This window comes from Streptomyces umbrinus (assembly GCF_030817415.1).
GTDB classification, from domain to species: Bacteria; Actinomycetota; Actinomycetes; order Streptomycetales; family Streptomycetaceae; genus Streptomyces; species Streptomyces umbrinus_A.
Map to the genome: position 1 here is coordinate 11751280 of NZ_JAUSZI010000002.1, position 19590 is coordinate 11770869.

The window sequence follows — 19590 nt, forward strand, 5'->3', positions numbered from 1 at the left end:
CGGGGGAATCCATGAGGCCTGATACGCAGCTGCGATTACTGGTGATCGGTGCGGGGGTTGGCACGGTCGGGCTGGTGACGTCCCTGGTGGTCCAGTTCGGCGGGTACGTCGACCCCGGGGAACCGCGGGTGCCGGAGTTTCCCACCGTCTCCGGTCTGCCCTCCGGCGCTCCGGGGGAGCCGACCCTCCCTGACCTGGAACTGCCCACCGATCTGCCCAGCCTGGTGTTGCCGAGCCTGCCCGAGGTGCCGGGTGATGGCTCGTGACCGACAACAGGCCCGTACTCGAACTCGACGACGCGGTGGCCCGTGGCTGGGCGCTGCTGATCGCCCGGCTGGCGATCGGGCTGTATCTGGTGGAGCTGTTGCTCAACCTCACCCGGCCGAAGGTCTTTCCGGACGAGCCGGCGCTGACCATCTTCGAGTTTCCGGGGGAGGACGCACTGCGCAGTGCGCTCGGGGGGCTCGGCTCGATGTACGACGTGCCCCGGGCCGCGTTCGGGGGCGTGCTGGCGGGTATCGCGGTGGGTGTCGTCCTCCAGGTGATCGCCGCCCGGGGTCCTTCGGAAGGCCGCCGGGCCACGGTTCTCGCGTGGGCGACGCTCGCGGCCCTCCTCGGATCGTTCTCCCTGTTCTCTCTGTTCTTCATCCTGAAGTCCCCGCTGATCGCGCTCGCGTGCGTGCCCACCAGCGCGTTCGCCCTGTGGCTGATGCACCGGTCCCAGGGGTTCGCCCGGCTGCCGGTGCCGATGCTGCTCACGGCGTTCGGCTGGGGCGCGCTGGTCCAGTTCGGTCTCGGCCGCGCCTGCACCAGCCTGGCGAGCGGCACCATTTACGGCCATCTGGGCAAGGACATGGACAGTGAACTGGGCTTCCAGCTCTCGGACATCTACCGCGCGACCGATCTGACGCTGCTTCACCTGAGTGTCGTCAACCAGCTGGCGGGGGCCGCAGGAATCGTGCTGCTGCTCATGATGTTCCGGCATCGCGTCACCGACGTCGTGACGGGCCTCGTGCTCGGCGCTGCCACCGGGCTCGGCTACAACTTCAGCGAGAGCGTCCTGTTCATTCGGTTGTGGGGCGAACTGACGGGCCAGTTCAACGGCGCGACGGGCGGCTTCGAGTACTGGATCCGCCAGGGGGCGGGATTGTTCGGCGGGCAGGTCGTCTGCGGCGCGCTGCTCGGGGCCGGGATCGGTCTCGCGGCCGGGGCTCGGGGGCGCGGGCGGCGCGGAGGGATTGTCGCGGCGGGCCTGGTGGCGGCGGGCGGCGCGGCGGTGGCCAACGAGACGCTGGCGGCCTGGTTCTCGAAACTGACCCATGGTCACGTCGACATCGGCGGCACGCTCGACACGTTGGTGATCTCGCCTGCCCTCTGGCTGGCTCCGCAGGTTCCGTTCATCGTCGTGTGCGTGCTGCTGTTGCGGTCCGGCCTGCGGAAGCGCGCCGCCGCCGCGCGACACGCTGTGACGGCGGAGGCTGCGGCGGGCGGTGTCATCGCCGTCCGTGAGGTGCCGTTCCTGGTCGATCCGGCGCTGCGGTTCTGGACGCTGGTGAGCACCTGGCGCCGGCACGGGCGCGACGCGGCGCTGGCCCTGCGCCGCTTCCAGCGGGCGCAGTTGGAGGTGGCGGGGTGGCTGTGGCAGCGGGCGCGGGCGGACGAGGTGCCGGCGGAGGAAGAACGGGAGGGCGCCGAACTGCGCGAGAAAGTCCTCCGACTCCGTACGGACGTCGACAGGCTGGTGGCGTCATGAGGTTCCGTACCCGCGCCGGGAAGACGTTCGCCGGTGCGCCGCTGGGTACTTGCGTCGTTCTCGCGGCTCTCCTGGCGCTCCTGTTGTCCGCGCCGACCGCGTCCGCCTGCGACGTCAGTTACCAGTACAAACCCACGATCGACGTCGCCGACTCCGGGCGTGGCCTGGGTCTCGTGAAGCAATGCTCCAAGGGGACCTCGCTGGCGGGCACGGCAATCCTTGCCCTGCTGGCGGCATCGGCCCTCGCCGCGGGTGGCGTCATCGCCTTCCGCAGGGGACGCGTGAGGGCCGAAACCCTCGACGGTGATCCCCTCTCCGGATACCTCGGGCGAACAGGTGGTCATGATGCGGACACCTCGCTGTAGCCTTCTCCGGGCTCCTCTCGTACGGGCGTACAGGACCGCTGTCGTCCTACTGGCGCTCGCCGTTCTCGGCACCGGCCTGCTGGTGCCGTCGGCGCAGGCGTCCCCGGGAGCGGACGCGTGCGACTGCCCGCCGGCCGGCGCCAACACCCCGGAGCCCGAGGTCGGAGGCGAGTTCGCGGACATCGCCCGCAAGCTCCTGGCCGACCCGATCGGGCGGGCAGGACTCCGGGCCCACAAGCTCCTCAACATGACGGACGGCAACCGCAATCTCGCTGTCATCTGGTTCGACCTGACAGGGTTTCAGCTCACCCATCTGAACGCGATCATCGGTGAGTTCGGGCAGGGCACCAAGTATCTGGATGGCTACATCGGGTACGGCAGGCTGCTGAAACCGGAGGGAAACGAGAGCCTCTTCGACCGGATCGGGATCTCGGGAAACGGTCCGGTGCTGGAGTTCGTCGCGGTCAACGACCCGGGGTTCGACCATTCCGAGATTGTCATCTACGACCGCAGCCTGACCCACATCCTCTCCAAGCTCGGCATGAGGGACGGGGCGATCAAAAGACTCCTGAAGAAGGCCGTCGCCGGATTCTCGGACCGTGGACGCTGCCCGGCCTGCCTGCGGCGCACCAGCGGAATCCCCGAGGAGAAGTTTGTCTCCGGAACGCCCTACGAGACCAAACAGGATCAATCGGCGTCGGCGAACCGGGTGAACGGCATCACGAGCAAGGGGATCACCATCCTCAACGCGGAGGAGAAGGAGCAGAAGGCCAAGGCCAACCGGTCCCTGCCCGCCGCTGGCAGTTCGGGGGCCACCTGCGCTCAATCCCAGGGCAACGGAGGCAGAGGTCCCGTACTGGCCCTCACCGTCCGCCTCGCCGGCGGCTGCGGCGAGGCGGGCAAGGGAGCCGGCGGTCTCGCGCAGGCGCTGGAAGCCCCGGCCGACGCCGACGCCTATGGCGGGGTGGACTTTTCCACGCTGGAGATGCGGTACGTCTCCGACGGCTCGGGCGGGGTGCGGTACGCGTACTCCGCCAAGTCGCTCCCCGGCGAGTACCAGCAGGACGCCGCACTCGGCATGCGTGTCGTGCAGAACCTCGGCGCCGATCTGCGCACCTGGCTCGCCCTCGACCCGCAGGCGTTCTGGGTCAACCTCAACCCCACGGAGCCGGACCGCGTCATCGACCCCGCCCTGGGGCGGACCAACGCGGGCCGGGCCCTGCTCGAAGCCGACCTGGAGATGAAGCGCACGGAGGCGAAGATCCTGCACCCGGACACGGCCACGGGCGCCCGGTACTGGCGGGAGCTCAAGCCCGCGGCCGACGGCTCCCGCTGCTTCGACTCGCGCGCGTGGATCGTCCCGGGCCAGGTCGAGGTGCGCGCGGACGGGGACTCGCTGTACATCCTCAAGGCTCTGCTCGACGTGAAGACGGAGTCGGAGAACATCGAGGACCCTTACGCGGAGGGGTGCGACGCTGATCCGGCCACCGACGCCCACAACGAGAACCTCGAACGCACCCTCGTCCTGCCCGAGATCGTGAAGGCGGTCAACACTGCAGGGGAGTACGCCCCCCTGCGCCGGGCGTTCATGGCTCGGATCGTCGCCGAGTGGGTGCGCGAGCGGCACCAGCAGGGACACCGGACCTCGTTCGACGACGTGATCGAGTCCGCGGATCTGGGTCCGGCCGAGTTGGACGACGGCTGGCGCCCGAAGGAGCTCTTCGACGCCTACGTCGACTCCTACCGCGACAAGGAGTTCGACATCACGCGCAAGACCCGCGACGGCACGGTCACCCGCGTCGAGCGGTACACGGTGGGTGGTGCTGACCTCACCCACGTCACGCTGACCAGAGTCGGCGCGGCGGAGATGGCCAGGCGCTACCCGCAACTCGCCGCATCCGCCAGGGACTCCGTCGACCGCCAGGTGACCGCGGCCGACGGCTCCATCTGGATCGGCAGCTCGACCGACCCTCCGGCGCGGGGTTTCTGGGACGGATTCGCGGACAAGGTGGACGGGCTGAAGGAAGGGTCCGGCGTCATCGCAGTGGTGATCCTGGTCGCCCTGGGAGGGCTCGTCTTCGGCTTCCGCAACCGCAAACGCCCGCGTGGGCCCGCTTCCTGAGCTCAGCTCGGAGGAGCCGCCCGCACCCGTGCCAGCCGCCCGGCATCCGGCTCAGGCGTTCGGGGACTTCACCCCAGGTGTGCAGTGCGGCGGCCGCAGCTGTGGCGCGATGCCTTCTGGCGTCGTCAACGACGTGGGTCCGCTCCGCGTACCGGCATCGTGTGTCCAAGTCTTCACCGGTGAACGTCAGCTCCCCTTCGTTTTCCTGGCCTTGACCGTCGGCGTCATGATCCGGTGGGCCGTCGATCTCCCGCCGGCAAGATATTTCTTCACACCAAACTCAACTGCCGTCGGGAGCCCGCCGGTTACGCCCCGTCGACACCCACCGCGGCACCGCTGGTACCACAGTCGCGTTTATGACGCGTGACCGCGTCGCTGGTAGTGGTGTCGGCGGGCGGTGTGCTGGTGTCTTCGTCGCCAGCGTGAGCGGCGCAGTTGAGCACAGGACGCCTCCTTCAGCTTCCGTTCGCGGCCGAGCGCGGTGGCTGCCGTGCCTGGTTCCGGAACTGTGCGGGCGATGAGCCGACCACGCGGCGGAACGCGGTGCTGAACGCGCTCTCGGACAGGTAGCCCGTGGCCCGTGCGAGCTCGGAGATCGTCAGAGTGTCGCGGGCGAGGGCGTCGCGCGCGAGGCTCATGCGCCATTGGATCAGGTACTCCAACGGCGGGACCCCGACGTGGCTCTTGAAGGCCTGGGCGAACGTGGAACGCGACATGTGGCTGATCTCGGCGAGCTCCTTGAGGCTCCAGGAGTGGGCCACGTCCGCGTGCACGGCACGCAGGGCGGCACCGATGCCGTCCTCGTTCAGGGCGCCCAGCCAACCGGTGGGCCGGTCTGTCTGACCGGCGTGAGCACGCAGCATGTGCACGAGCAGGATCTGTGCGAGGTGGTTCTGCACCAGCGGGCCGCCGACGGCGGCGACACCGACCTCGGTGGCCAGGAGATCGATCAGCTGCGCGAGCCGCCCGCCATGAGGATCGTCCACGCGGACGATCACGAGCGGCGGCAGAAGATCGGTCAGGAGGGCCGCGTTACTGTCGTCGAACGCGATGTGCCCGACGCAGAGGTAGAGGTCCTCCTCGGACTCCGGGCCGATCCGCACGAACCCGTCTTGGGCACCCGCCCACACCTGCTCCGCAGGGCGCGGGCTTGCGTCGAGCGTGCTGGCCAGCACGTAAGGCGGGGGGTTGCCCAGCATAAAGGTGTCACCCTCATGCAGGAGCACCGGCTCGTGCCCTTCGAGGATCAACCAGCACGTGCCGCGCACGAGACCCCCGATCCGCACGTGCAAGAACGTGTCGAAGCGCAACGCCCACTCACCCACGGCCCGGAGGTTGGGCCCGATCACCGTGCGAGGCCGGAGCAGGCCGATCGCGTCAGCCACTGGATCCCGAAACCCGAGCACCGACGACACCTCCTGGACGATACGTAAAGAACGCCGGACTCTGCATTATGGATAGTATCCCCGATCTCCCGCAGTATCGATGTCGAACGGATCGGCATCGAGACAGTGACGGAGACACTCACATGGGACAGCTGGAAGGCAAGACGTCGGTGGTCACCGGAGGCAGCACCGGTATCGGTCTGGCCACCGCCGTCCGGCTGGCGGACGAGGGCGCGTACGTGTTCGTCACCGGCCGACGCGAGTCCGAACTGGAGGCCGCCGTCAAGACCATCGGAGCAGACCGGGCCACCGCGGTCGTCGGCGACATCTCGAAGCCGGAGGACCTGGACCGGCTCTACGAGGCGGTCCGGGCGCGAGGCGAGGGTTTGGACGTGCTCGTGGCAAACGCGGCGGTCGGTGCGTTCGTGACGCTGGAACAGACCACCGAGGAGCACTTCGACCAGACCTTCGCGGTCAACGTCCGAGGCACGCTGTTCACCGTGCAGAAGGCGTTGCCGCTGCTCAACGACGGAGCCTCGATCGTCCTGGTCGGTTCGACGGCCGGCGACCGTGGAGTAGAGGCGTTCGGCGCGTACGCGGCGTCGAAGGCGGCCGTCCGGTCCTTCGCGCGGACGTGGTCCAACGAGCTCAAGGACCGTGGCATCCGGGTCAACGCGGTCTCGCCGGCATGGATCGAGACTCCCGGGGGCACCGCCGCTTTCGGCGACGAGGAGACCGCCCGGGCCGTCAAGGAGAATGTCGCCGCGACCGTGGCCAAGGGCCGCATGGGTCAGCCTGAGGAGGCCGCCGCAGTCGTGGCCTTCCTGGCCTCGGAACAGAGCAGCTACGTCGTCGGCGCGAACATCTACGTCGACGGTGGCACGAACCAGATCTGAGCAGGCACCATACGGTGGGTGGCATCTGAAGCGTTCCAGGTTCTATGCCGCTACTACCAGGAGCGTGCGGTGAACCGCCCGTCGCCTCGCTTGCGCGGCCAGCAGCGGTCGGCGAGCTTGGTCATCTTCGCGCGCAGCCGTTCCAGCTTGCCGCGCACCTTCACCTGAAGGCCCAGTTCCTCGCCCACCGCCCTTACCTGGACGGGGCCGTCGGCGGCCCGCGCGATCGCCAGGATCTTGCGGCAGCCGGCGGGCGGAGCGGCCTCGTCGGGATTCTCGCTGCGGTGCGGGATCAGCAGGACCGCCCGCCCCGCCAACCGGGCGGGAGTCGGGGCGGGTGTGCGCGGCGGCCTCCGCCGCGGCCCGGTCCTGCTCGGCCAGCCGGTTCAGGACCCGCTCGGCGATCAGCAGCTCCTCTCGCCCGGCCTGGACCTCCTGCAGCTGCCTGGCCAACTCCTCGGCCAGCGTGTCCAGTTCACTCCGGCGAGCCGTGATCCGCTCCAGCTCCTGGATGCCCACGCCCTCACCGCGGCATCTCCCTGTACCGACCCGGTGACGGACAGTAAGAGCGGCACGGTCCTCGGCGCGGCGGAACCCGACAACGACTCCGGCCGGCATGTCAGACGATCCTCACCGTGGACACCCGCCGACGGCCGGCATGAGTATCCCCCCGTCCCTCACGCCAGACCCGTGACCTGCGAACTTCACGTTGCGCAGACCTCGGTGGGCATGGAATCCGTCGCAGGCGCGCGTACTGCCGGTGCCTGGGCGCGGACGCTGGCGATGCGGTCGGCGCCTCATGCAGTCCGGGTGGCATACCAGCGCGGCTGGTGGTTGTCGTGCGCGGTCAGGATCACAAGGACGACCGACTGGGATACGGCTGATGGTCCGCAGTGTCCCCGCCTGGCAGCCCAGTTGCGCTTCACGGACGCCGATGGCCATGCCTGACCGGCTCGCCCAAACGCCCGACGGCGACGTTAGTTGACGTGTCAATCATCAGCATTTAGCGTAGGTGACGCGTCAACCAAATGGTTTGGGGTCGCCAGTCCGGCCAGCCCGTATCTGCCACTGCGGGGCATCGAGATGTCGGTGCACTGCCGGAGACCCGCGGACGCAAAGTTCCAGAAGGGGAATCTCGTGAGTACTGAGAACAAGGCCGGACTCGGCGCGCTGCTGACGCCCGAGGAGAGCGTCCTCGCCCTCATCGACCACCAGCCGTTCCAGGTCGCCAACCTGCACAGCCACGAACCGACGATGGTCATCAACAACGCTGTCGGGCTCGCCAAGGCTGCCAAGGTGTTCGACGTTCCGACCATTCTGACAACCGTCCTGGAGGAGCGCGGTGGCTTTCTTGTCCAGGGTCTGCAGGATGTGTTCCCGGAGCAGAAGCCGATCAACAGGACCTTCATCAACACCTGGCAGGACGAGCGCGTCGTGGATGCCGTCAAGGCGACAGGACGCAAGAAGCTGATCATTGCCGGCCTCTGGACGGAGATCTGTGTGGCCATGCCGGCGATCCAGGCGGCGGGCGAGGGCTTCGAGGTCTTCGTCGTCACCGACGCGTCGGGCGGCGTCTCGAAGGAGGCCCACGACATGGCGGTGCAGCGCATGATCCAGGCGGGCGTGGCCCCGATCACCTGGATGGCCGTGCTGGGCGAGTGGCAGCGCGACTGGGCCCGCGAGAAGACCGTGGAGGGCGTGGCCGAGGTCCAGGCGCAGCATGGCGGTGCCAGCGGTGTGGCCTTCGCCTGGGAGATGCAACTCCTGGCCACGCCCACCGGAAGCGAGGCATGACAGCGCCGCTACGTCGGCACCGATCCGTATCGGGTACTGCCTGTCGTCAACCGGTCCCCTCGCGGACAACAGCCGGTCGGCCCGTCTCGCTCATGAAATCGGGCGCCAGGACGTCAACAGCCGATTCTCGGCGCCAAGTCGAATGCCGAGAAGTACGGCATACAGGTGGTTCACGAAGCCACGTATCCGCTGTCGACGGAGGATCTTGCTCCCGTATGTGACGCGGTCGCCCAAAGCGGCAGTGACCTGTTGTTCCTGTGTTCCTGGTTGGTCGACTCGGTAGGCCTGGCGCGCACCATCCGTTTTCATCACGTTCGGCCGAAGCCGGCCGACGGTGCCATGATCGGACCCCAGAACACGGCGGTGAGGACGAGGCTCGGCCCGCTGATCAACGGTTTCGTGAACTACGGGCACTACATGGCTCCACTCGCCTATGCGCAGATGCAGGTGGTCGCCCAAGGACGGTCTCGACGACGCGAGCCTCTCGGCGTACGCGCGGCAGGTGACCTTCCCGACCGTCATGGGCGATGTCAGGTTCGGCGCCAAGGGCGAGTCGCCGGAACCGGGTGTCCTGCAGGTCCAGTTCCAGGAAGTTTCCGGCCATGAGGTCGGTCAATTCCGGAACGGGGCGAGGCAGATCATCGTATCCCCACCGGAATCTTCTTCCGGCAACCTCAACTTCCCTTACACGGAAGCTCTCACCGCCGAGTGACGGAGGCCGATCGCAGCCTTTCGAGAACGGGCCGCCGGGGATTCCGGCGGCCCGTTCGTCGGCCCGAGGGTCGGCCATCTTCCGCGGGGAGTCGACGCGGCCCTCCAAGCCTCCGGAGGCCAGGGTGTGGTCTCATCGTCGACCGCCGTGGCGCCCTCGGCGTCGCTGGCCGGTGACAGCGGCACACCACCCTTCGTGACGACCGACGTTGCACCGAGTGCATAGGACCGCCGGCCTCACCAGGTGCTGCACCTCGTACTGTATGTATCCGTTGTACCGGCGCTCCGGTTCATCGAGCAGACCGAGACGGTGACAGTGGCGGACGGTGTTCACCGTCGTGTCCGCCGGCTCAGCAAGCTGGCGAGTGCTCCACGGCATGTCGTACCCCTCCCGCGTTCGAGGGGCGTATGTGGCGGTTCCGCGTCATGAGAAGCCGTCAGGGGAACAGCCGGTCATCCATCGTCACTTCGAGAGGAAGTCGCGCAGCGCGATGTTGACCTCGTCGGCGTGGGTCCAGAGCAGGCCGTGCGGCGCTCCTTCGACCTCGACGTAGTCGGCCTCGGGGAGTGCCTTGTGGAATCGGCGCCCAGTGGCGTCGATCGGGAGGATGTTGTCCTTTGTGCCGTGCAGGATCAGTGCGGGCTTGCCGCTCGCGCGGACCGCCTCGACGTCGGCGCGGAAGTCCTCGATCCATGCCGGTACCACAGCGTACGCAGCCACCGGAGCACTGCGGATCGCGACGTTCCAGCTACCGGTCACGACCTCCTCGCTGATACGGGTGCCGAGGTTTTCGTCGAGGTTGTAGAAGTCCGCGTAGAACTGCTTGTACCAGGCGTACCGATCCGCCTTTGCGGTCGCGGCGATGCCGTCGAAGACCTCTTGCGGCACCCCGTCGGGATTGTCGTCGCGGGCGACGAGAAACGGCTCGAGCGAGGCGAGGAAGGCGAGCTTCGCGACACGCTCATGACCGTAGCGACTCACGTAGCGGGCGAGTTCCCCGGTGCCCATCGAGAAACCGACGAGGACGACGTCCTGCAGGTCGAGGGTCTCAAGGACTGTGTTCAGGTCAGCGGCGAAGGTGTCGTAGTCGTAACCGGAGTTCACCTTCGACGACTGGCCGAAGCCACGACGGTCATAGGTGATGACCCGATAGCCCTGGGCCAACAGCTCGCGCGTCTGACGTTCCCAACTGTGCCCGTTCAGTGGGTAGCCGTGGATCAGGACGACCGGCTGCCCAGAACCCTGATCCTCGTAGTAGAGCTCGACCGGCGTACTGTTCTCCGTGCCGACGGTGATGTAACCCATGATCTCTTTCCCTTCTGGCCGACGAAACGAACGCAGGCCCATATCTGTATGTGGAAACTGTGTGTTGTCGGAGGCGGTCAGAGGTCTCGCCGTTCCGCATCGGTCTGCGGTGGGGTGCGAATTCCATCATGCGCGCTCAACCGCCCTGACCTCCTCCCGTGATCGCGGCGTGTAGGTCAGCGTGATCCATATTGTCCACGAGTGTGACTCGGCCGCCAACGCCGGGATCGGGATCGGGCATGATCGATTCCGGGTCGACGAGGTAGACCTCGTGACCATTCAGCGTCAGCCGGCGCGCGACCTCCAGAAGCACGCGCCGTGCCACGTCGTCGATCGAATAGACCCTTGTCAGGTCCACAGCCACCCTGACTTCCGAAGGTGAGATGTCCATGGCTTTCCGAACTACTCTCTCGGCTCCGGCAAAGCCGATGCCACCTTGCAGTTGCAGGACCCGGAGCGCGTTCGGTCCGCTGCCAACGACATGGTTGGACCGCACGACGGCACGCGCGGCGGCCGGGACCTCCATCACATGCAGACCCATGTCTGAAGAGAATCGTTCGAACAGTGACACCCCGCGAACGCTGTTCCCGTGACTATCCAGTCGTGGTGAGAACGTGCCAATGCCGATCTGTCCGGGGAGCGCGCCGATCAGGCCCCCGGCCACCCCGCTCTTTGCCGGAATACCGACCTGGGTTGCCCAGTCACCAGCGGCGTCATACATTCCACAGCTGAACATGACGCTCAGCACCTGACGCGCCACCGGTTCCGGCACCACCTGCTCACCCGAGAGAGGGTTTATCCCACGGTTGGCCAACGTCGCAGCCATCATGGCCAGATCTCGGGTGGTGACGAGTACGGAACACTGGCGGGTGTAGCCGTCCACGACGGCCCTTGGGTCCTTGGTGAGGACGTTGTGACTGCGGAGCATGTGTGCAATGGCGAGGTTGCGGTGCGCGTGCTCCATCTCTGACGCACATACCGCCTCATCCATCTTCAGCCGACGACCGGCGAACGCCGACAGGCCGTGGAGCACACGCTCCACACGCTCTGTCGGATTGAGGTCCTCCGCGCCGGCCAGTGAGTGCACGGTGATCGCGCCGGCGTTGATCATGGGATTGAGGGGGCGCCCCGTATCGCTCTCGAGAGAGATCTCGTTGAACGCCTCTCCGGACGGCTCGACCCCGACTTTGGCGAGCACAGGGTCGAATCCGCGATCAGACAGGGCCAACGCATATATGAACGGCTTGGAGATCGATTGGATTGTGAATTCGATATCGATGTCACCGGCACCATAGACCTCTCCGTCAATCATGGCAAAGGCCGCACCGAGGCGCTCGGTGTCCGCTGTCGCGAGCTCAGGGATGTATCCCGCCGGATCTCCGGACGTGTCCGACTCCACATCTCTCAGTGCCTCGGCCAGGTAGTCGGGAATGATTGGCCGCATTCGTCCTCCATGCATAGCTGCAATCTTCACGCTGTGAGAACCGCGTTGCGTCCGACCTAGTACCAGGCTGCATCTGGCGGCGCTTCACGGCGGCACATTGCCGATGCAACCCCGGGGGATTACCTCACGTTTCGCCGAGCGCGGCGCGCGTGATTACTCCTATGTCGTCAGGTGTCGGCTGGCGAAACGCACCACCGTTCGCGATGAATTCGTCGCCTTGCACCTGCAGATGGCGAGCGAACATCGGGCACAGCGGCACGACGGTGATGTTTTCACGAATGCTGTCTGTGAGTGCCTTGCTTATGAGCAGCGCAACCAGATCACGTCCACCGAAATCCTGGCACACCTCGGTATGGAAGAATATTCGTTCTTCGCTTGCGCCAGGTATGACGACGAAGTCGGCTGTGCCGACGGGTGTTCCGTCGGCGCGAACAATTGTGTAGGCGCTGATCGGGCTGGCGAGATCGAGATCGACCGTCACGGATGCACTGGTGTTGTGGGTGAACCCTTGAGTCATCTGACTGCCCTTCTTCAGAGAGCGTCACGGCGTGGCCACAGTTCTCCGGTCCGGCCGAGGTGCTTCTGTCTTTCTGTTATGAGTGCTCGAAGAGTCTTGTCGGAGCAGGGGCGGCGGTAAGCACGCGAAGCCGGTCGGCGTCGACATTGGCTCCGAAGGCGGGGGTTCCGGGCTCGAGCCGGACGCCCGCCGCGAGATCGCCGATGGTGAGTGGGTCGAATCCGAGAGTGTCGACCAGCGCAGACACGACGGCGAGATCCTCGGGCGAGTCACCGGCGATCGCGATGGCCTTGCGTCCGAGGCTGCCGGACGGACGAGCTCCGTCTTCGAGGTCGTGGTAGCCCATGTGGTTGAGGGCTTTCACGACACGTGCGGCCGTCAGGAACCGTTGAACGACTTCGCTCGAAGAGGTGTCGGGCGGGAGGATCGCTTCGCGGGGACCATCGACCTCCCACCAGTGGTTCATCGCATCGATGACCAGCTTTCCCCCCAGCTTCGGGACCGGGAGGTCGCGGTGTTTGCCGAGCGGGAGAGCGAGGACCACCACGTCGGCGGCCTCCGCGGCCTGGGCCGGCCACACGGCGGTCGCTCCGGGGGTGAGGATCTTGGCGGTAAGCGCGATCTTGGAGGGGTCACCGGACCCGGAGATCAGGACTCGACAGCCGGAGGCGACCGCCAGGCGCGCCACGACGGTGCCCAGTTTCCCGGCTCCCAGAATCCCGACAGTGGTGACGGGGCGGGTCATCGTGTCGCTCCCGCCGTGGCCGCGGGCTGCTCGGTCAGAAGCTCGCGGACCCGAGGGATGACTTGGGTGCCGTACAACTCGACCGAACGTAGACGTGCGGAGGCTGAAACGGTGCCGGCGGCGGAGTAAATCATGTCGAACCGGCCCGCGTTCAGTACTCGGACGGCATGGGCGATTTTGGTCGCGACCGTCTCAACCGAGCCGACATACAGCGACCCGCGGTCCACCTCGGCGTCGAATTCTTCCCGGCGGAGCGGCGGCCAGCCGCGCTGCCCCCCGATCCGGTCGCGGATCTCCTTGTACCCAGGGTAGAAGAGCTCCTTGGCTTCTTCGTCGGTGGAGGCGACGAAGCCGGGCGAATGCATTCCGATCGGCTGTGCGGTCGTGCCGAACTCCTCGCTGGCACGCCGGTACAGATCCACGTAGGGCGCGAACCGATCGGGGGCGCCGCCGATGATGGCGAGCATGAGCCCGAAGCCGTGTTGAGCGGTGCGGAGCACGGACTGCGGTGTCCCGCCAACCCCTACCCAGGTGTTGAGGCGTCCTGAATCGGTCTTCGGGTACACGTCCGCATTGTGCAGGGCGGCGCGCGTGGTGCCTTCCCAGGTGACCGGCCCCTCGTCCAGCAGACGGTGGAAAAGGTCGATCTTCTCCTCGAACAGCACCTCGTAGTCCTTCAGGTCGTACCCGAACAGGGGGAACGACTCGGTGAAGGAACCACGTCCGAGGATCACCTCGGCCCGGCCGTTGGAGAGCGCGTCGACCGTGGCGAACCGCTGGAACACGCGCACCGGGTCGTCCGAGGACAGCACTGTCACGCCCGAGGCGAGCCGGATGCGCTCGGTGGCGGTCGCGATGCCCGCCAGTACTGTCTCAGGGCTGGAGATCGCGTACTCGGGTCGGTGGTGCTCACCCAAGGCGACCACGTCGATGCCGACCTGGTCGGCAAGGACCGCTTCGGTCACTGCGGCGCGGATCGCCTGCGCGTGCGAGACGATCATGCCCTGGTCGTTTCGGGGCCGGTCTCCGAAGCTGTCGATGCCGAACTCGATTTGCGAGACATCCCTCGTGTTCACTTCGTTCAACGCTTTCGTTGTGTCGGGGCGTGGCAGTGCACGGTTCGTGACGACCGGGCGGGACGTCGGTGCCGGCCGACCGGGACTTCGATCTCCCGCCCGCTCATGAGGTGCAGGTATGACCTCCGCTTTTCAACCCGAACAGCAGGACTCGTGTCGCAGTCCCCTTTTTCACCCGCACCACCTCCGCCGATCTAGTTGACACGTAAACATGGCACCCTCCTGGTTGTCGTGTCAACCAGATCGTGGCATGGCTGGTGCAGCTGCACGTCAGCGAACTGGTGCCTGGTCCACAACCGGGCCGACCGGTGCTTGTTCGGGCCGTTCGCCGGCCGGTGTTCCAGACCAACGGTGATCGTCGACATCCTGACTGGACAATGAGTCGCTCCACAATCGGCGAAGCCTCTGTGCGTTGGCTCCAACTGCCGGTTGTGCGCTGGTCACCACCTCGGGCGAGACGTGACCCATGCTCTGCGCCGGGAGCGGGCACAGGGCGCGCCCGTGGGCTTCGTCGCGGAGCGGTAACCCGCTTTCGAACAGATCGAATGAGATGACCTCAACGGTCACGAGCTGGTCTCCGACGGTCGTCACAACCCGGCGAACCCAGCGGCGGTCAGCCTCTGATCAGGTGTTCTTCCGGACGTACTCGCTGGGTGCCAGTCCGTAGCGCTGCTTGAAGGCGCGGCTGAAGTGGCTGCCGTCGGCGAACTGCCAGTGCGCGGCGACTTCCGAGACGGTCAGCCGAGACACCACCAGCGCCTTCCTGGCCGACTCCAAGCGCCGTTCCCGGATGTATGCGGTCACCGATTCTCCACCCGCTGCGAACGCGCGCTGCAGAGTACGCACAGAAACGTTCAGCTCCCGGGCCAGCATCGCCGACGAGAGATCGACGTCGGCGAGCCGCTCCTCCGCGAGGTTCTTCGCCGCCTGGGCGAGGGCCGGGGCAAGGCGGGTGTTCACGTCGTCGAAGCCGTGATGCGTCACCGCGGTGGCCAGCTCGATCAGTGTGTCCCGTGCGGCCTGGACACCGGCCGGGCTCAGATCGGGCAGCGTCTCCTCAACCATGTTGGCGTGCGCTACCAGGAGACGTACCTCGGCGGCGTCGGCGCGACCGGCGACTTCCCGGCCGCCGAGTAAGAGGGAGAAGGGCGCAGCGGGCAACACGATGCACTGCGCTCTCGTGTGGGGCGGGAGAGCGAAGTGATGCATACGCCCGGCATGCCGGAGCAGGAAACGCCCCGCCACCACGGTGTGCTCCACAGTGTTTCGTCTGCTGCCCAGCGCCCAGGCTCCGCTGCGCACCAGCCACAGGCGTACCTGATCGGCGTCATGACTTGGTCCGTCCGCCGTCTGTGCTGCCGACACCCCGTCCACGCTGGTGATCGCCACGTCGCGCACCTTGGCGGCACGGAAGCGCAGCCGGAAGTCGGTCGTTGTCGCCGCGCTGAACCGGGGGAGGGGGAACCCGTCTCCAACATGGGTACGCCAGCTCCGCTCGAAGTCGTCCCGACCGGTCGTGGCCGCACGGCGTGAGTCGAGCGAGAAAGATGCCGTCTTGTTGTCGTCCATAGTCCTACGGGTCTGCTCTCAGGATGTGTTTGTCGCCGATGTTCCGGTCGGTTGTCGCCCTGATACATGCCGCGACTTCCGTGATCTTCCTAGTGTTCGAAGCACCCATGCATCAGGAGGACTTGGTGAACGACCAGAACAGCCGCGTGGCCGTGATCACCGGCGCCGGGGGCGGCCTGGGCGTCCATATCGCGCACCGCTTCGCCGCCGACGGATACACCACCGTACTGGTGGGGCGTACCGAATCGACCTTGCGCCAGGCTGTCGAGAGCGGTCCGGACGGGGGTGACATGCACCTGTGGGTCGGCGATGTCTCCGACCTGACCGCCGTCACGGCGCTCATGAACGGGGTGGCCGAGCGGTTCGGGCATCTGGACGTACTCGTCAACAACGCAGGGCTGGCGCAGCCGGGCACTGTGGAGAGCACCAGCGAGGATGCCTATCGCGCCATGATGAGCGTGAACGTCGACGGCCCGTTCTTTGCCTCCCGGGCCGCCTTGCCCCACCTGCGCGCGGCCCGCGGGTGCATCGTCAACATCGGTTCCGTGGGCGGCGTGCGCGGTGACTGGACACAGGCCGCCTACAACGCGACCAAGGGCGCGGTGGCCAATCTGACCAATGCGATGGCCCTCGACCACGGCCGGGAGATCCGGGTCAACGCGGTCCATCCCGGTGTGACGACCAGCAGCGAGGAGATCCGGGCAGCGCTCGCCGAAGGCACGCCGCTGCGCGACCGGTTCGACGACCGCGTGCCCATGGGCCGGCCCGGCGATCCCGCCGAGGTGGCCGCTGTCGTGGCGTTCCTCGCCGGTGACGGCGCCTCGTACGTCAACGGCGCGCACATCGCCGTCGATGGTGGTCTGACCGCGTCGAACGGCCAGACCAATCTCTTCCGCTGATGTGGCGCGACCACGGCTGCAGTTTTGCAGGGGCGTCGCCGCGACCGAGCCGGGGACCCGCGCCGCCTGACCGCGGCCATGCGATCCGGTAGTACCGGGAGCCCGGTGACTGGAAGACACCGCAGGGACAGAGCCGATGACGGACGACATGGAGATGAGCACGATGAGCCGACAGGACCCGGTCGAGCGTCTCAGGGACGCGATCAACTCGCATGATCCTCAGCAGGTGGCGGACTGCTTCACCCCGGATTACGTGGCCGAGGTGCCGCATCGCCCAGCGGAAGGATTCACTGGCAACGAGCATGTACTCGCCAACTGGACCGCAATCTACGGCCGGCTTCCTGACATCCGGGCACAGCTCCTGCGCCGTGCCACCGCAGGCCCGGAATTCTGGACAGAGTGGGAGATGGTGGGTACCGGGCCGGACGGCGCGACGGTGGTGCTGGGCGGGCCTGCCATTGTTTGGATCCGAGACGGACGGATCGCCCGGTCACGGTTCTACCTGGGTCCGGTCCCAGCTCCTGTACCGACGTAGGTGACTCCAGGCGAGGAGCTGTTCCATCGATCGGGACGTCGGGCGTGGCCTCTGAGGGCCCTTGGCAAGGGACACCATCCGGCGCTCGAGGAGGCCCGCGGAATGCTTGGCCTGCCGGCCGACCCTTCTGACCCCGGACGAGTGGCTCAGCGGTGAGCGAGTCCGTCGCGCACTCGGCCGGCGGCCCGCACGCCATGACGTCCCCGCCGGGCTGCTACAGGGCTGCCGTCCCGTGATCCAGGGAGCTGCATCCCCTCGCCCGGTCAGTCCGGCTGCTTCTCCATGTGGTCCAGGACACGCTTGCTCAGCTGGGCGAGTGTGCTGAGCTGGTTCGGGGTCAGGGCATCGATGAACAGGCGGCGGACGTGCTCGACGTGCTGGGGTGCGGCCTCTTCGATCGCCTTGTAACCGCCGGGGGTGGCGACGATGAATGCTCCGCGTCCGTCGTCGGGGCATTCCTCCTTGGACACGAGCCCGCGTTTCGCCATCCGCGTGACCTGATGGGACATCCGGCTCTTTTCCCACTCCACGCGTTTGGCCAGGTCCAGGAAGCGCATCCGCCCGTCGCCTCTTTCGGTGAGGCTTACGAGCACGAGGTAGTCTGCGGCGGACATTCCGGAGTCGGCCTGTATGCGGCGGGACAGTCGTCCGACGAGTTTCTCCTGCATGCGGATGAAGCTGTCCCAGGCGGCCTTCTCTTCCGGATCGAGCCAGCGCGGCGGTGCGTCCATGAGGGCAGTCTAACGAAATTGTTGACAGCTCATCCACTCGCGGTGGGGGGGGCGATGTGACCCTCGGCGAGGCCACGTCCGTCGTGACCGAGGCGCTTCGGCGCAGACCCGGCCTTGGTGCGCGAGCAGGAAGGTGCCGGGGTCGATGCCCGTCGGACGGGCGGAGAGCGTACCGAAGCTGTCCGGTTCGAAGCCACGAGCGCGTGGTGCGGACCGCGTCTCCCGCAGGTCGAGTTCCAGGGATTTGTCGGCCGTGAGGTCGGGTAATGCCGGAGCTGGTCCCGGCGGATCGCCGTGTCGACGGATTCTCCTGCACCGCGCGCTCGCTCCCTCGTCGACTGTTAAGTTGATGCATCAACCTGATGAGGTTAGGCTGATGCCCCGGCCGGCGGGATTCTGCCGAGTTGAGCGGGATCAGGCCCCACAAGGAGGACACATGACGGTCGAAGTGAGCGACGTGCCCGAGGCGAAGCGCTACGAGGCCCGTGTCGATGGAGAGACCAAGGTGGCGGGCGTCGCGGAATACATCCGTACGACGGAGCTCGTTGCCTTCGTGCACACCGAGGTCGAGGCGGAGTACGAGGGCGCGGGAGTCGGGTCCGCGCTGGCCCGCACGGCCCTTGACGAGGCACGTGCCGCGAACCTGCGGGTGCTGGCCACCTGCCCCTTCTTCGCGGGCTGGATCAGCCGACACCCCGAGTACCAGGACCTGCTGTACCAGTCCCGCAGCCAGGTCAGTGACTGAGAAGCCGACACGACGGTGGTGAAGGCGGGCATGAGCGGCGAATCAGAGCGGAAGACATACCGGGCGGAGTCGATCACGGTGACTTTCGAGGCCAGGCGCTGCCTCCATGCCGCCGAATGCGTCCATGGCCTGCCCGAGGTGTTCGACACGACGAAGCGGCCGTGGATCCAACCGGATGGATCCACGGCCGAGCGGCTGGCGGAAGTGGTGCGGCGCTGTCCCTCGGGCGCGCTCCGGTACGAACTCGTAGAGGGCGTGGCGGAAACCCCCGACCGGCCCACCACGATCACCCGCAGTGCCACCGGTCAGCTGGCCGTGCGCGGGGAGCTGAGTGTGGACACGCCGCAGGGCGCACGCGCCGAGACCAGGGTCGTGCTGTGCGGCTGCGGGCAGAGCCGCCTCCAGCCGTACTGCGACCGTGCGGGGCCCTGCGGTCAGTGACGCGGCCGTGCGGTTCTCCGAGTACGGCACCTCTGACGTGCTGAGCATCGTCGATCTCCCGGGCGGGCCAACAAGTAGAGGCGGCCCGCTCGCCCCGCCGCTGCGTCACGGGGGGGCGGCGGTACGGTGCCAGGCGGCCCAGCCGAGGAAGGCATCGACCGCCGGAGCGTCCCATCGGTCCGAGTCGCGCTTGGTGAGCCTGCCGCGCTGGGCCTCATCGGACACGTCGACCAGACAGACCGCGATGCCATCCAGCAACGGGGCGGAGGGGCTGGCCAGGACCTCTCCCAGCGGGGACTGCCCGGTCAGCAGGAGGTCGACTCCACGGTCCTGGTATTCCAGTGCGCGACGCACCCACGTCTCGGTCATGCGGCTTCGCCACTGGCGATCGGCGTCTTCCGGTACGCCGAGTTCGTCGAAGTCGTGCACGGCGATCCGCCCCAGCCGCTCGCCCACGGAGTAGGCGAGCGTGGTCTTGCCCGAACAGCTGGAGCCGGTCAGTTTGAGCAGCATCTCACCAGGGTGGCAGGTCAGTAGTCATGTCCTCGAAGGGTCT

Annotated in this window: 21 protein-coding genes and 1 pseudogene; 12 read left to right on the forward strand and 10 right to left on the reverse strand. The window is 67.1% G+C overall.

Annotated elements, in window-relative coordinates; translation table 11 throughout:
• Window positions 1-11: 11 nt before the first annotated feature.
• Genes QF035_RS52315 through QF035_RS52330 form a run of 4 tightly spaced genes read left to right on the forward strand, consistent with a single transcriptional unit; the run spans window position 12 to window position 4240 of the window.
• Complete coding sequence (locus QF035_RS52315; RefSeq protein ID WP_307529982.1) at window positions 12-266, forward strand: hypothetical protein; 255 nt, start codon at window positions 12-14, stop codon at window positions 264-266.
• Window positions 263-1753, forward strand: a complete 1491-nt coding sequence (locus tag QF035_RS52320; protein ID WP_307529984.1) for a PrsW family glutamic-type intramembrane protease — start codon at window positions 263-265, stop codon at window positions 1751-1753. Before QF035_RS52315 ends, QF035_RS52320 begins: the two co-directional genes overlap by 4 nt.
• Window positions 1750-2118, forward strand: coding sequence for a hypothetical protein (locus QF035_RS52325; protein ID WP_307529986.1), 369 nt, complete (start codon window positions 1750-1752; stop codon window positions 2116-2118). Before QF035_RS52320 ends, QF035_RS52325 begins: the two co-directional genes overlap by 4 nt.
• On the forward strand, window positions 2096-4240 hold the full coding sequence (locus tag QF035_RS52330) for a hypothetical protein (RefSeq protein ID WP_307529988.1): 2145 nt from the start codon (window positions 2096-2098) through the stop codon (window positions 4238-4240). The genes QF035_RS52325 and QF035_RS52330 overlap by 23 nt, the downstream gene beginning before the upstream one ends.
• Before the next feature lie 455 nt (window positions 4241-4695).
• Here the strand turns inward: QF035_RS52330 and QF035_RS52335 are convergent, their stop codons facing one another.
• Window positions 4696-5655, reverse strand: a complete 960-nt coding sequence (locus QF035_RS52335) for an AraC family transcriptional regulator (RefSeq protein ID WP_307529990.1) — start codon at window positions 5653-5655, stop codon at window positions 4696-4698.
• A gap of 113 nt (window positions 5656-5768) precedes the next feature.
• Here QF035_RS52335 and QF035_RS52340 point away from each other — a divergent pair, with 113 nt between their 5' ends.
• Window positions 5769-6521 carry an SDR family NAD(P)-dependent oxidoreductase gene (locus QF035_RS52340; protein ID WP_307529992.1) on the forward strand — a complete coding sequence of 251 codons (753 nt, stop codon included), beginning with the start codon at window positions 5769-5771 and terminating at the stop codon, window positions 6519-6521.
• Between the two features lie 53 nt (window positions 6522-6574).
• Here QF035_RS52340 and QF035_RS52345 read toward each other — a convergent pair whose 3' ends face one another.
• Window positions 6575-6838, reverse strand: a complete 264-nt coding sequence (locus QF035_RS52345; RefSeq protein WP_307529994.1) for a hypothetical protein — start codon at window positions 6836-6838, stop codon at window positions 6575-6577.
• 820 nt (window positions 6839-7658) lie between these two features.
• On the opposite strand from QF035_RS52345, the gene QF035_RS52350 reads away from it, so the two are divergent.
• From QF035_RS52350 to QF035_RS52355, 3 genes and pseudogenes are all read left to right on the forward strand, one after another.
• Entirely contained in the window at window positions 7659-8315 is a 657-nt protein-coding gene (locus QF035_RS52350; protein ID WP_307529996.1) for a hydrolase, read from the forward strand.
• Window positions 8316-8435: 120 nt separating this feature from the next.
• A pseudogene (locus tag QF035_RS56080) lies at window positions 8436-8642 on the forward strand (ABC transporter substrate-binding protein); the annotation flags it as partial.
• 175 nt (window positions 8643-8817) lie between these two features.
• Complete coding sequence (locus QF035_RS52355) at window positions 8818-9027, forward strand: hypothetical protein (protein ID WP_307529998.1); 210 nt, start codon at window positions 8818-8820, stop codon at window positions 9025-9027.
• A gap of 462 nt (window positions 9028-9489) precedes the next feature.
• On the opposite strand, the gene QF035_RS52365 is transcribed toward QF035_RS52355, so the two are convergent.
• From QF035_RS52365 to QF035_RS52390, 6 genes are all read right to left on the reverse strand, one after another.
• Entirely contained in the window at window positions 9490-10332 is an 843-nt protein-coding gene (locus QF035_RS52365; RefSeq protein ID WP_307530000.1) for an alpha/beta fold hydrolase, read from the reverse strand.
• A 136-nt stretch (window positions 10333-10468) separates the two neighbouring features.
• The gene (locus tag QF035_RS52370) at window positions 10469-11776 is read right to left on the reverse strand and encodes a glutaminase (protein ID WP_307530002.1); all 1308 of its coding nucleotides are present in this window, start codon (window positions 11774-11776) and stop codon (window positions 10469-10471) included.
• Between the two features lie 124 nt (window positions 11777-11900).
• Window positions 11901-12293, reverse strand: coding sequence for a GNAT family N-acetyltransferase (locus QF035_RS52375; RefSeq protein WP_307530004.1), 393 nt, complete (start codon window positions 12291-12293; stop codon window positions 11901-11903).
• A 76-nt stretch (window positions 12294-12369) separates the two neighbouring features.
• Window positions 12370-13038, reverse strand: coding sequence for an NADPH-dependent F420 reductase (locus QF035_RS52380; protein WP_307530006.1), 669 nt, complete (start codon window positions 13036-13038; stop codon window positions 12370-12372).
• Window positions 13035-14123 (reverse strand): LLM class flavin-dependent oxidoreductase, encoded by a 1089-nt coding sequence (locus tag QF035_RS52385; RefSeq protein ID WP_307530008.1) that lies wholly within the window; start codon window positions 14121-14123, stop codon window positions 13035-13037. The genes QF035_RS52380 and QF035_RS52385 overlap by 4 nt, the downstream gene beginning before the upstream one ends.
• 615 nt (window positions 14124-14738) lie before the next feature.
• Window positions 14739-15683 carry an AraC family transcriptional regulator gene (locus tag QF035_RS52390; RefSeq protein ID WP_307530010.1) on the reverse strand — a complete coding sequence of 315 codons (945 nt, stop codon included), beginning with the start codon at window positions 15681-15683 and terminating at the stop codon, window positions 14739-14741.
• 125 nt (window positions 15684-15808) lie between these two features.
• Here QF035_RS52390 and QF035_RS52395 point away from each other — a divergent pair, with 125 nt between their 5' ends.
• Both QF035_RS52395 and QF035_RS52400 read left to right on the forward strand, forming a co-directional pair.
• Window positions 15809-16582 carry an SDR family NAD(P)-dependent oxidoreductase gene (locus tag QF035_RS52395; protein WP_307530011.1) on the forward strand — a complete coding sequence of 258 codons (774 nt, stop codon included), beginning with the start codon at window positions 15809-15811 and terminating at the stop codon, window positions 16580-16582.
• Between the two features lie 136 nt (window positions 16583-16718).
• Entirely contained in the window at window positions 16719-17117 is a 399-nt protein-coding gene (locus tag QF035_RS52400; RefSeq protein WP_307530013.1) for a nuclear transport factor 2 family protein, read from the forward strand.
• Window positions 17118-17380: 263 nt separating this feature from the next.
• On the opposite strand, the gene QF035_RS52405 is transcribed toward QF035_RS52400, so the two are convergent.
• Window positions 17381-17848, reverse strand: a complete 468-nt coding sequence (locus tag QF035_RS52405) for a MarR family winged helix-turn-helix transcriptional regulator (RefSeq protein ID WP_307530014.1) — start codon at window positions 17846-17848, stop codon at window positions 17381-17383.
• Between the two features lie 436 nt (window positions 17849-18284).
• On the opposite strand from QF035_RS52405, the gene QF035_RS52410 reads away from it, so the two are divergent.
• Window positions 18285-18593, forward strand: coding sequence for a GNAT family N-acetyltransferase (locus QF035_RS52410; RefSeq protein WP_307530016.1), 309 nt, complete (start codon window positions 18285-18287; stop codon window positions 18591-18593).
• Window positions 18594-18623: 30 nt separating this feature from the next.
• Window positions 18624-19034 (forward strand): (4Fe-4S)-binding protein, encoded by a 411-nt coding sequence (locus QF035_RS52415; protein WP_307530018.1) that lies wholly within the window; start codon window positions 18624-18626, stop codon window positions 19032-19034.
• A 105-nt stretch (window positions 19035-19139) separates the two neighbouring features.
• Here QF035_RS52415 and QF035_RS52420 read toward each other — a convergent pair whose 3' ends face one another.
• The gene (locus tag QF035_RS52420) at window positions 19140-19547 is read right to left on the reverse strand and encodes a hypothetical protein (RefSeq protein WP_307530020.1); all 408 of its coding nucleotides are present in this window, start codon (window positions 19545-19547) and stop codon (window positions 19140-19142) included.
• Window positions 19548-19590 lie beyond the last annotated feature (43 nt).